Origin of the sequence: Pseudomonas sp. PAMC 26793 (assembly GCF_000313235.1) — a bacterium.
In the GTDB taxonomy this organism is placed as follows: Bacteria; Pseudomonadota; Gammaproteobacteria; order Pseudomonadales; family Pseudomonadaceae; genus Aquipseudomonas; species Aquipseudomonas yamanorum.
In genome coordinates this window covers 142,890-155,489 of sequence record NZ_AMXG01000012.1, presented here as the reverse complement: position 1 = coordinate 155,489, position 12,600 = coordinate 142,890, and the positions used below count along the sequence as shown (strand labels likewise).

The window sequence follows — 12,600 nt, the reverse complement described above, 5'->3', positions numbered from 1 at the left end:
CGTTCAAGGCGTTTGGCGGGCGGCTCGCAGCACCGCGCGGAGGATTTCGATATGGGTGCCGCAGCGGCAGAGATTGCCCGACAGCTCAGTGCGCACTTCGGCTTCGCTGGGGTTGGGATTACGGTCGAGCAAGGCCTTGGCGGTCATGATCATGCCGTTGAGGCAGTAGCCGCACTGGGCGGCCTGCTCGTCGATAAAGGCCTGCTGCACCGGGTGCGGGGTTTCTCGGGTACCGAGGCCTTCGAGGGTGACGATGTCGCGGCCCACGGCGCCCGACAGTGGGAAGACGCAGGAGCGTGCAGCCACGCCGTCGATGATTACCGTGCAGGCGCCGCACTCCCCCAGGCCGCAGCCGTATTTGGGGCCGTTGAGTTGCAGGTCATTGCGAAGGATCAGCAACAGCGGGGTGTCGGCCATTGCGCTGACTTCGCGGGGGTGGCCGTTGACCTCAAGCGTTACCGTGATGTTCTGGCTGATCATTCGCTTCGCCCGTTGGTTTTGGTGAAGTGCCCACTACATCAAGCAGTCAAAAAAAAGCGTCGCGTACCTGGGGTCTCGCGACACACTTGAATGGTGAAGTGGTTACTACATCAACGTAGAGCAAAAACGGTGCCAGAAGATGGATGAATACCTGTGGCGAGGGAGCTTGCTCCCGCTGGACTGCGCAGCAGGCCCATCGTTTGGGGTCGCTTCGCAACCCAGCGGGAGCAAGCTCCCTCGCCACAGGGAATCGGGTCAGTTTTGGGGGTCGTCGATCATTTTGCGTAGCAGGAACAGTACGGCGACGCGTTCGGCGGGGTTGAGGTTGCTCAGGGTCAGTTCGGTGATGGTAGCGGCGCAAGGCACGGTTTGCTGCACCAGGGCGGCGCCGGAGTCGGACAGGTTGACCACGACTTTGCGTTTGTCCTGGGGATCGGGTTCGAGGGTGATCAGTTCGCGGGCCTTGAGGCGTTCGACGATGCCGCGGATGGTCGCCTGGTCGACGGCGGTGGCCTTGACCAGTTCGGTGAGCGAACTTGCACCGTGATCGCGCAGGGCGCACAGGGTGACGAACTGCACGGCGGTGAGCTGGGAGTCGCCGACATTCTGCTGGAAGATCGCCAGGTGGCGCTGGTAGGCCTTGCGCAACAGGTGGCCGACTTGCTCGGAGAAAACGTAGGAATCAGGCACGGCGGGCTCGGGAAGGCGGTGGTCGATGGGGTGGCATGATGGCGGGGTTGTGGAAATGACTCAAGGATCTCATTGCCGGAACGCAGTTGAAATGTGGGAGCGGGCTTGCTCGCGAATACGGTGTGTCAGGTGGCGCATGTGTGACTGACATACCGCATTCGCGAGCAAGCCCGCTCCCACATTGGATTTTTAGTGGGCCAGGGAGGCCTTGGGGGCTACGACGTCGCCGGCGATGACCACGGCTTGGTCATCGAGGTAGACATCGCAATTGCGCAGCGGGATGTCCATGTGGCACGGGGTCTTGCGGGTGCCGCCAACTTCGGTGTTCGGGCCGGTGGAGAACAGGAAGTTGCCGTAGAACGCCCGGGCGTCCATGCACATGCCGTCGTTCTTGTCATGCAGGCCCATCGCGGTCCATTGCGCCCGTGGCTGCAGGCCCCAGCCGATGTGGGAGATGCCGTACACCTCGGGGTCGTTGAAGTATTTCATGTAGTCGCGCAGGTATTCGGCTTCGAAACCGCCGTGGATTTTGGTGATGAAACCCTTCTCGATCTCCAGGGTGATTTTCTCCCGAGTGTAGGTCTTGAACGGCAGTAGGATGTCGCCGATGTCCAGCACCAGCACGCCTTCGGCGGTTTCTTCGTTGGGCCAGGAGAACAGGAAGCCGCTGGGCCAGTGATCCCAGCGTCCCGGCTCGTCAGCAAAACCATATTCGGTAACGGACGGGTATTGCCCCAGCGCTGCACGGAAATCACTGCCGGCGCGGGATTTGACGTGGATCGAGCGGGCCTTTTTCAGCAGCGCTTCAGCGGCCAGCACCCGCACTTTGTCTTCTTCGGTGGGCAGCATGCGCGCCAGTACTTCCGGGGGTTCTACCGCCAGCAGGATGCGTGTGCCGGTCTTGAGGATCTGTTCCTGCTCCGGCGAGTGCAGCAGCATCATGGTGTCGACGATCAGGTCCGCCGCTTCCAGCGCCCGCTGGGCCGCGATATTCCCGGTCAGCGCGGTGTCGCCGCAGTAGGCGGTCATGTCATTGCCCATCGCCCGGGGATGGTTGAACGATGGCAACTCCACCGCATACACCTTGGCCCCCAGGCGCTGCGCCGCATCCATCGCGGCGCGCACGGTGCGTGGGTCGGAGTAATGGCTCTTGAGCACGGCGACGCTCTGGGTCGGGTCGACCTTCGAGAGCTTCAACACGTGTTCAAACATCTGGGTCAGTTCGCAATCACTTACCGGCATTTCCTGTCTCCTCAACTGTTGCACCAAGATCTGGCAGCGCGCTTCACTCCAGTGCATTTTTATAGCGTATACGCCAATTAAACACGATAAGAACTGATTTCAGCATGGACTGCAAGCACCACGCCGAAACGTTACGACTCCACACAACACCAATGAAATATGGCGATTTACGGTTACATGGGATCGATATGGCCAAAAAAATAATTTTTCAGGCGTGGGCTTTTCATTTGAAAAAATGAGCGTATACACTTTAAAAACCTTGCGGACTGACGCCGCCGGCCATCATTCGAAAAAGAGGACCACGCCCCATGGGAAGCACACAAAAAATCGCAATCGTCGGCGCCGGCCTTGGCGGTGCCGCCGCTGCCACCCTGTTGCAACAAGCGGGGTTTGACGTGGATATCTACGAGCAGGCGCCGGAGTTTTCCCGTCTCGGTGCCGGGATACACATGGGCCCCAACATCATGAAAATCTTCCGGCGCATGGGCATTGAAAAGCAGCTGGACCTGATGGGCTCGCACCCCGAGCACTGGTTCAGCCGCGACGGTGAGACCGGTGATTACCTGTCCCGCATTCCTCTCACCGGCTACGGCGCGTCCTACATCACCGTGCACCGTGGCGACTTGCACGCGCTGCAGATGTCCACCCTCAAGCCCGGCACCCTGCACTTCAACAAACGCCTGGAAACCCTCGAGGAAACCGACACCCAGGTGCGCCTGACCTTCGCCGACGGCGAGGTGACCTACGCCGACATCGTGATCGGTGCCGACGGCATCAACTCGCGTATTCGCGAAGAACTGCTGGGCGCGGAAAAACCGCTGTACAGCGGCTGGGTCGCCCACCGCGCGCTGATCCCGGGCGATCAACTGGCCAAGTACGACCTCAAGTTTGAAGACTGCATCAAGTGGTGGACCGAGGACCGGCACATGATGGTCTACTACACCACCGGCAAGCGCGACGAGTACTACTACGTCACCGGCGTGCCGCACCCGGAATGGGACTTCCAGGGCGCCTTCGTCGACAGCAGCCGCGAAGAGATGTTCGACGCCTTCAAGGGCTACCACCCCACCGTCCAGGCCCTGATCGAATCCACCGAAAGCGTGACCAAATGGCCGTTGCGCAACCGCAACCCGCTGCCGCTGTGGAGCCGCGGCCGCCTGGTATTGCTGGGGGATGCCTGCCATCCGATGAAGCCGCACATGGCCCAGGGCGCCGGCATGGCCATCGAAGACGCCGCGATGCTCACACGCTGCCTGCAGGAAACCGGCATCAGTGACTACCGCACCGCCTTCGAACTGTATGAAGCCAACCGCAAGGAACGGGCGTCACGGGTACAGGCCGTGTCCAACGCCAACACCTGGCTGCGCACCCAGGAAGATCCGGACTGGGTCTACGGCTATGACCTCTACGCCCAGCAACTGAAATCGGGGGTGGCCGCGTGAGCAGCTTTCTCTACGGCGGCAACGTCCAGGCCAACGGCATTCGCCAGCATTACCTGCGCTATGGCGGCAAGGGTCCGGTGCTGATCCTGATTCCCGGCATCACTAGCCCGGCGATTACCTGGGGTTTTGTTGCGGAACGCCTGGGCCTGCATTTCGATACGTATGTGCTGGATGTGCGCGGGCGTGGCCTGTCATCCACCGGCCCGGAACTGGACTACAGCGCCGACACCTGCGCCGATGACATCGGCGCCTTTGCCGATGCCCTCAAGCTCGACAGCTATCACCTGGTAGGCCATTCCATGGGCGCGCGATTTGCCGTGCGCAGCGCGGTGCGCCATCCACGAGGGGTCAACCGTGTGGTGCTGATCGACCCGCCGGTGTCCGGCCCCGGTCGCCGTGAATACCCGAGCAAACTGCCGTGGTACGTCGATTCAATTCGCCAGTCGCTGGTGGGCATGGACGCTGAAGCAATGCGCGCCTTCTGCGCCACCTGGACCGACGAACAACTGCAACTGCGCGCCGAATGGCTGCACACCTGCTACGAGCCGGCCATCGTTCGCGCCTTCAACGACTTCCATACCGTCGATTTCCATCAGGATCTGCCGCACCTGAAGGCCCCTGCCCTGTTAATTGTTGCCGGACGCGGCGGTGTTATTCAGCCGGAAGATGTCGCGCAAGTCCGGCAGTTACAGCCAGGCCTGCAGGTCGCCCATGTGCCGAATGCCGGACACATGATCCCTTGGGACGACCTTGAGGGTTTTTTCAGCGCCTTCGGCGACTTCCTCGGCCAGCCCCTGACTGCATAATGGAGACCACCATGCTCAAGCCTTACCGCATCGGCCAGATCGTGCCGAGTTCCAACACCACCATGGAAACCGAGATCCCGGCGATGCTTAACGCCCGCCAGGCGATCCGTCCGGAACGTTTCACCTTTCACTCCAGCCGCATGCGCATGAAGCAAGTGCGCAAGGAAGAGCTGGCCGCGATGGACGGCGAGTCCGACCGTTGCGCCATCGAGCTGTCCGACGCCAAGGTCGACGTGCTGGGCTACGCCTGCCTGGTGGCGATCATGGCCATGGGGTTGGGTTACCACCGTAACTCCGAGCAACGCCTGCGCAAGGCCACCGCCGACAACGACGCCAACGCCCCGGTGATCACCAGTGCCGGCGCTTTGATCGAAGGCCTGAAAGTGATGGGCGCCAAGCGCATCGCCATTGTCGCGCCGTACATGAAACCCCTCACTGAGCTGGTGGTGAACTACATCCGCGAAGAAGGCTTTGACGTGGTGGACTGGCGCGCCCTGGAGATTCCCGACAACCTCGAAGTGGCCCGCCACGACCCGGCCAACCTGCCGGCCATCGTCGACGGGATGAACCTGGAAGGCGTCGACGTGATCGTGCTGTCGGCCTGCGTACAAATGCAGTCGCTGCCGGTAGTGGCCAAGGTCGAAGCGCAAACCGGCCTGCCGGTACTCACCGCCGCCATCGCCACCACCTACGCCATGCTCAAGGCCCTGGACCTGGAACCCATCGTCCCCGGCGCCGGCGCCCTACTCTCCGGCGCCTACTAAAAACGCTTTTGTGGCGAGGGAGCTTGCTCCCGCTGGGGTGCGAAGCGCCCCCAAAAAACAGGCCTGCTACGCAGTCCAACGGGAGCAAGCTCCCTGGCCACAAGGTATGTGCACTGTCCATTACCGAGGACTGAAAGATGAGCGAACAATCCGCCGACGCCAACTACCAGGGCGTCTGGGGCAACCGAATCGGCTTCGGCAAAAAATCCGCCCTGCTGATGATCGACTTCATGCAGGGCTATACCACCGAAGGCGCCCCGCTGTTTGCCCCCGAAGTGCGCATCGCCGTGGCCGAAAGCGTCGAGCTGCTGGCCTGCGCCAGGCGTCACGGAATCAGCGTGGTGCACACCAATATCCGCTACCATCCCGGCCATTTCGCCGACGGCGGTATCTGGGTCAAAAAGGCCCCGGTGATGAAAGACATGGTGGAGGGCAATCCCCTCGCCGCCTTTTGCACCGAGGTCTTGCCCCTGGCCAATGAAGTGGTGATCACCAAACAATACGCCAGTGCGTTTTTCGGCAGCAGCCTGGCCCCGATGCTGCACGCCCAGGGCATCGACACCGTTGTGCTCGCCGGCTGCTCCACCAGCGGCTGCATCCGCGCCACGGCGGTGGATGCGGTGCAACATGGCTTTCGCACCATCGTCGTGCGCGAATGCGTCGGCGACCGTCACCCGGCGCCCCATGAGGCGAACTTGTTTGATATCGACAGCAAGTACGGCGACGTGGTCAGCAAGCAGGAGGCCATGAGCAAGTTCAAGGAGCAATAACGCGCCAACAGGAACCACGACAAAGAGCGTGGTCCGGAAAAAACTGAGCGCCCACGCTGGAATGCAGTCGAATGTGGGAGCGGGCTTGCTCGCGAAAGCGGTGTATCAGGTGTAGTCCATGCAACTGACACACCGCTTTCGCGAGCAAGCCCGCTCCCACACTTGATCACCTCCAACAGGGCCACCTCAGTCTTCTGACACTGCCTTTGGACGTCGCTTTCACAGCACTCCGAAGTGCTGAAAAAAAGCGGCTGTATAAAAACCATAAGTCACCGCCAGGAGACACCCCAATGCCCATTGCGAATGCAACGCCCGCGACTACGGTCGCCGATCCGGTCAACACGCTCTACCACAAGATCACCTGGAAGCTGATTCCGTTCCTGTGTTTCTGCTACCTCGCGGCCTACCTGGACCGCATCAATATCGGCTTCGCCAAACTGCAGATGCTCGACCAGTTGCACTTCAGCGAAACCGCGTTCGGCCTCGGCGCCGGGCTGTTTTTTGTCGGCTATATCCTCTTCGAAGTGCCGAGCAACCTGATCCTGGAAAGGGTCGGCGCGAAGATCTGGATCGCCCGCATCATGATCACCTGGGGCCTGCTCTCGGCCTGCACCATGCTGGTCACCTCCACCACCCAGTTCTACATCCTGCGGTTCCTGCTGGGCGCCGCCGAAGCCGGGTTCCTGCCGGGCGTGCTGTATTACCTCACCACCTGGTTTCCCACCCATCGCCGGGGGCGGATCATCGCCCTGTTCATGATCGGCCTGCCGCTGTCCAGCGTGATCGGCGGCCCGTTGTCCGGCTGGATCATGGGCCACTTCGACAACATGGGTGGCCTGCGCGGCTGGCAGTGGCTGTTCCTGATCGAAGCGGTGCCCAGCGTGCTGCTCGGCGTGTGGACCTTCTGGGCATTGCCCAATACCTATCAGCAAGCCAAGTGGCTGTCGCCGGAAGAAAAGACCCTGCTGGAAAGCGAGCTGCGCAAGGACGACGCCGACGGTGCCGACAGCAAGCACAGCTTCCGCGACGGGTTCTTCAACCTCAAGGTATGGATGCTCGGCGGTATCGACTTCTCGATCCTGCTCAGCGCCTATGCCATGGGGTTCTGGATGCCGACCTTTATCCGCAACGCCGGCATCACCGACACCTTCCACATCGGCATCCTCACCGCCTTGCCCAGCGTGGCGGCGCTGCTGGGCATGCTGCTGATCGGCGCCAGCTCCGATAAACACCGCGAACGCCGCTGGCACATCATCGTGCCGTTTTTCATCGGCGCGGCGGCGATGGCCACCAGCACCTTCTTCACCCATAACGTGGTCGCCACTGTGGCCTTGTTTGCGATTGCCTCCGCGGCAATCATCGGTGCGGTGCCGGTGTTTTTCAGCCTGCCGGCGACCTTTCTCAAGGGCACCGCCGCGGCCACCGGGTTTGCCCTGGCCTGCTCACTGGCGAACATTGCAGGCCTGGTGAGCAACTCGTTGATGGGGGTGGCGATCGACGTCACCGGCAGCAGTGCAGGCGCCTTATGGTTTTTCGCCGGCTGCCTGATTCTCAGCAGCTTCCTGGTGATCGCCTTGCCGGCGAAACTGGTCAACCGTTAACGCAACACACAGTCGCAATATGCGTCATTGCAGGCTGGAATCAACCAACCGGGTTTCACTACATAGTCAACACCACCGAGCGTTAACCGCAATCAGTGGATATGCCTATAACCCTATTCGGAAGTTCCATCAATGACGCTTTCAACCAGCAACCTGACCAACGCCGGGGCCCCGGCGATCACACCGCCCTCTGCCAACCCAACCCCACCCGTTGCCAGCCTTCCACCAGTGAACCTGCCCGCTGGCAACACCCGTGCCGAGGGCGACCGGGTGCTGGCGCGAAACCTGTGCGACGCCTCAAAGAGCGGCTTCAAGTTCGACCGAAAAATCACCGTCCCACCGAACTCGACCATGGGCCAGTGGCAAGCGCAACTGAACAGTGCACTGAAGAATCCGGATTTTCGCAACTGGCTGGCAACCCAAGGCATTCATCCGCGGTCGATCACGATTTACCCGGATGTAGGCCAACTGAGGGTGAACAACGACCAAAAAGTCTTCACGCTGGACGATCTATCCGGCTGGCGCCACGTCGCCGGCCCGATTCTGGCTGCCGGGAAGATCTTCGCTGGCGGCAACAATATGAGTGTTCAAGGGGACACTATTGAAAATGACCAAGTGCCGTACTGGATGGTCGCGAACTTCTACAGGCAGGGCACTGATCGGACCAGCATCGCGGAGTTGGCGAGCACTTACACCTTTGCCCCTCTCCCGCAAAGCGTTGCCGCATCCCGTAGCGAAGAGGCCTTGCAAACTCAGCGTGCGGTGGTGGGGGATATCAACGACCGCGATGCCCTTTGGCAAAAGATAGCTGTCAGGGTCTACTTGCCCCCGCAGTTGAGTGGCTTCGTGGTCGACCCAAACTCCTCGCACCAGCCCAAGGGATTTACTCGCGCCGAGGATTTCATCACAAGCAAAGGTTGGAGACTGCCGACCACAGACGAGGGATTCGCCAACCTGATGAAGGTATTGCGCGCACCTGTTCCACAAAGCCCGCCGCTGGGGGATCTCTGGGGTTTTCTATCCACACCGGTGCCCTTGAACACCGCACAAAAAAATCAACTGCGCGCCCTTGCACGAGCGTCAAAAGCCCCCGGCCAGGCAACCCTGCTTAGCACCCTCGCCAGGCCTGGAAACACCGGGTCACCCCGGGAACAGCTCTTACAGCTGCTCGATCAGCCCGCAGCCCAGGCGCTGGGGGAAAAGCTGGAGGCAGCACTGGGCGTGCTGCCTACCCCCACCAGTCGCCGTGAACTGTTGCTGGCAGCCATGGTGCTGCAGCTGGACGCCGATGCCGGCGACCCCCGTAACCAGGTGGCGGGATACCAAGTTGATCATCCCAGTAACTGGGGGAAGAAACCGGCGGAGATTGTTCGCGCTGTCGGCGACCGTCTACATGAAAGGGTTGGTGTGCAACCCGAGCACAAAGATGTCGCCGCCTACCTGATGTTGTCTCACATAGCGCCGGCACTTCTGGTCGAGGGCTTGCCCGCCGAACTGGGATACCAAACCCTTGAGTGGCCGGCATTCGCCCACGCCGTGTCAAAAATCGAGCACCTGACGCCTGGCGCAAGCACCACCATGAGCTACTCGCAGATCCTCGACTTCGCAACACGAGATCCGATTACCGACGATGAAGAACAGTTGGACCGATACACCCAGCGCGTGTCAATCATCGATTGGGCGGTAACCAACGGCTACTTGTCGAAAAAAGACCATGGCATTTACTTGGCGGACGAAATCAACGCCGCGAAAGCCGCCTACCAAAAGGTGTTTTCGGACCTGGCCTTTGCTGGTAAGCATTTGCTCAAGCCCTTGCCCACCCGCAGGCAAGTGGCGCTCGATGATTTGAAACGCGTGTTTGAACCACAGTACGGCAAAGATTCAATCGATTTTAACGCGCCCAAATTACAAAGTATCGACGGTAGCCAGAATCACTTTTTCAGCCTACTCGAAGCCCACATGGACGGCTTGCTGGTCAAAGGGGAATGGAAGAGCATCAACAAAGGCGTGCTCGACCTCCAAAAACTTGAGCCAGATTTTCACCTGCTCAGAAGCATGCCAGGCCACTTCAAGTCTGAATCCAATGAACATCATGAAAAGCTTCAGCAGTCCCAGACCATTCTGGTCAAACACCTCCTCTCGCAATTGCCTGACGCGGATCGGCAGCACCTCCAACTCGGCACACAGAAGTTTTACTGGCTGAGAAAGGCTATGAGCGGCACGTCACATATGGTCACCACGAATCGGGATGGGCTCGAAAATGCCAAAGGACGCCATGGCATCATTATTCGATCAGAACACGACAAAGACGTGCGCTACTACGAAGTGTTCCCCGGTCTGAACAAAATCGTCGTACGCACCGACCTGCCGGACCACCTGAATGTAGGAAGCAATATCAAGCCCTTCTCCAACTTTGAATCCAACGAGAGCCAGCGCTTCGACTGGAACGCCTATCGCAATGGCACCGAACCTGTGCGCGGAGCAGAGTCGGACCTGATCATTGAAGAACTGACCCCCGAGACGACCTGGACTCCCCAACCCAACGAGAAGGCTCCCGCCCTGTCTTACTCAAACAGCAAGACCGAGTATCTGGCCTCTGTCGCCGCGAAACAGCATTTTGTTTTGCCCCTCGACCTGTACACCCGTATCAACAGCGGCGAAAGCGCCATCCAGCAGCAGAGGCGCTACGCCGAGGCCGGTGCGGCCGCCACACTGAATCTCATCCCTTTTGCCAACACCATAAAACATGCCATTGAAGGCAACGCCGCAGAAGCGATCGGCAGCTTTTTGATCGATGCGACCACCCTGGTGCTGCCCGCTCCCAAAGGCCTGGGGTCAGCCCTGCGCCATGGCGCCAAATCGCTGAACACCTTGAGAGTGATGCTGAGCAAAGCCACACCCTATACCGACGACCTGGTGGGATTGGTGGCGGGGTCCGGCAAAAACGCCAAGTCGTTTTATTCGACCATTCCGCCCTTCGGGCATAAATTTTCCGTGTCCAAAACCTTGCACAAGGAAGCCAACGTCGCCAAAGGCACGATGAGATCGATCCGTGACAGCACTGAAAGAACTGCGGTGCTGGCGAAATACGAGGGGGATAAATGGTATGCGGTCAACCCCAACTCCGGCACAGCCTACGGCACGCCGCTGCAGGACTTTCGCAGCGACACTTCGGTCCCCCTGCTGCGGGAAACCTTGCCTGACGGCACAAGGGTGCAGTTTTCAGAAAAGACCCTTTCCAAAGATACTTACATCATTAACCGGTCAAATGGCTACGATCTGGTTGAGGGCGATAAGGTTTACCGCTACGACCCTGCCCATCCTGATCGATTAACCGACCTGAAATCGGCCGAGCATTATAAGGAACTGGATAACTTCGAAGCTTATTGCCCCGCGCCATCCACGGGAGGACGAGTCAGGCGCGGCTTCAATGATCTTTGCTTTCCAAAAATCATTAAACAGAAACTGTCCAACCCGGCGCAGGTATCCCAAGCGCTGGAACACCAACGTTTATTCCCCGCGCCGATCAGATATAACGGCACTCGAACCGTGGTCTACGAGGGCCGTCTTTTTAATGTTGTGGACGATAAACTGATACCCCACCCTTTCACGACCCCCATACAGTACAAGCCGGCCATATCGGGAACCATTGTCAATGACAAGTTCTTCGGGTTCCCCGATAGCAACTTCTCGAACGAGCTAAATGCTGATAGCCGAGTTATCAAATTTGATGCCATCTCTGACATCAGTAATGACAAGCGCGAATTAAGAGGACTGATCGTACCCTCAGGGGGTAAAAAATACCTTGTCGTAGAAGTTGATCCGGGGCGGTTCTATTGTCGCGATCTTGATCGTGATACGGACCTGTTTACCAAAATAGAATTTGGAAAGAGCCCTAACGACCACCTGATTTACGGCTACGAAAACATCAAAGCAAAATATCTATCAAAGCATTCAACGTCAGCTGCCGACTTTATAAGCTTGCCTCCCATCGATTCCATTTACATAAGCCTGAAGAGCAAGGGATACTCCCTTGATAAGATGAATAAATTGAAGGCCGGCGTCGCGACCATGACACCTGAAAGGCAACGTGAATTCATATTTAATATGTGGAATAAAGGGAGCGTTCGCGACATTGAGATAGCGTTGGCGTCTGTGCGTCTTCCCACGTTAAAGAAACCGGCAGACTTCAACACATTGACCATCCCAGAGAAAAATGGTTTTTTTGCTCGCGAAGCCAAAAATGAAGTGGACAAACAAATTGCCACCACCGGCGTAGGCCCCGCCAACTTGCATTTAACTGGCGACATTGCGGACGCACAAAGGGTCAAAACTTCCAAATCGCTCACGGCATGGCTATATGAGAAATTTGACCCATCGAATGATGCTTTCTTTAATACCATCCTCAAAACGGGCGCAGGAAACTGCGACCATATGGCCCATACCGCGGCAAAAATCATTCAAATGAATGGGGGTAAAGCACGGGTTATGGGGATGCCTGATAAACATGCGTTTACCGTTGTAGGAGATATCAGTCCTAATGTAAAAACGGTTGATTTCTCGGAACCTGCCTGGAAGGACATATGGATTTCTGACCCATGGGCAGAAATAGAATGCCCAGCGCCCGAATACATGAAGAAATTCAAGGATAAAATGCTCGAGTGGAAAGCAAAAGGCCAGGCTATTCGCGGCAATGACGGTGTCTGGATCAATGCCGATGACCCAGCTTGGCTAAAAGGCACTATCGACGCAGTCAAAACCTTTGATTGAGAGAATCACACCAGCCAGGATGCGCGCAATATCGC

The 12,600-nt window shown here is 58.6% G+C and carries 9 protein-coding genes; 6 read left to right on the top strand and 3 right to left on the bottom strand.

Annotation, left to right across the window (positions count from 1 at the left end):
• Window positions 1-3 precede the first annotated feature (3 nt).
• The 3 genes from D109_RS0102950 to D109_RS0102940 form a co-directional block, all read right to left on the bottom strand.
• Window positions 4-480: a (2Fe-2S)-binding protein gene (locus D109_RS0102950; RefSeq protein WP_017475607.1), complete on the bottom strand. Its 477-nt coding sequence runs from the start codon at window positions 478-480 to the stop codon at window positions 4-6.
• 255 nt (window positions 481-735) lie between these two features.
• On the bottom strand, window positions 736-1,170 hold the full coding sequence (locus D109_RS0102945) for a MarR family winged helix-turn-helix transcriptional regulator (protein ID WP_017475606.1): 435 nt from the start codon (window positions 1,168-1,170) through the stop codon (window positions 736-738).
• A 189-nt stretch (window positions 1,171-1,359) separates the two neighbouring features.
• The gene (locus tag D109_RS0102940; RefSeq protein ID WP_017475605.1) at window positions 1,360-2,412 is read right to left on the bottom strand and encodes a 2,5-dihydroxypyridine 5,6-dioxygenase; all 1,053 of its coding nucleotides are present in this window, start codon (window positions 2,410-2,412) and stop codon (window positions 1,360-1,362) included.
• Between the two features lie 308 nt (window positions 2,413-2,720).
• On the opposite strand from D109_RS0102940, the gene D109_RS0102935 reads away from it, so the two are divergent.
• The 6 genes from D109_RS0102935 (at window position 2,721) to D109_RS0102910 (ending at window position 12,565) form a co-directional block, all read left to right on the top strand.
• Complete coding sequence (locus tag D109_RS0102935; protein ID WP_017475604.1) at window positions 2,721-3,854, top strand: FAD-dependent monooxygenase; 1,134 nt, start codon at window positions 2,721-2,723, stop codon at window positions 3,852-3,854.
• Entirely contained in the window at window positions 3,851-4,660 is an 810-nt protein-coding gene (locus D109_RS0102930; RefSeq protein ID WP_017475603.1) for an alpha/beta fold hydrolase, read from the top strand. The genes D109_RS0102935 and D109_RS0102930 overlap by 4 nt, the downstream gene beginning before the upstream one ends.
• An 11-nt stretch (window positions 4,661-4,671) precedes the next feature.
• A complete protein-coding gene (locus tag D109_RS0102925) occupies window positions 4,672-5,424 on the top strand; it encodes an Asp/Glu racemase (protein ID WP_017475602.1) in 753 nt (250 codons plus the stop codon).
• 137 nt (window positions 5,425-5,561) lie between these two features.
• Window positions 5,562-6,194 (top strand): N-carbamoylsarcosine amidohydrolase, encoded by a 633-nt coding sequence (locus tag D109_RS0102920; protein ID WP_003215327.1) that lies wholly within the window; start codon window positions 5,562-5,564, stop codon window positions 6,192-6,194.
• A 290-nt stretch (window positions 6,195-6,484) separates the two neighbouring features.
• Window positions 6,485-7,795, top strand: a complete 1,311-nt coding sequence (locus tag D109_RS0102915) for an MFS transporter (RefSeq protein WP_017475601.1) — start codon at window positions 6,485-6,487, stop codon at window positions 7,793-7,795.
• 132 nt (window positions 7,796-7,927) lie between these two features.
• Window positions 7,928-12,565 (top strand): hypothetical protein, encoded by a 4,638-nt coding sequence (locus D109_RS0102910; RefSeq protein ID WP_017475600.1) that lies wholly within the window; start codon window positions 7,928-7,930, stop codon window positions 12,563-12,565.
• Window positions 12,566-12,600 lie beyond the last annotated feature (35 nt).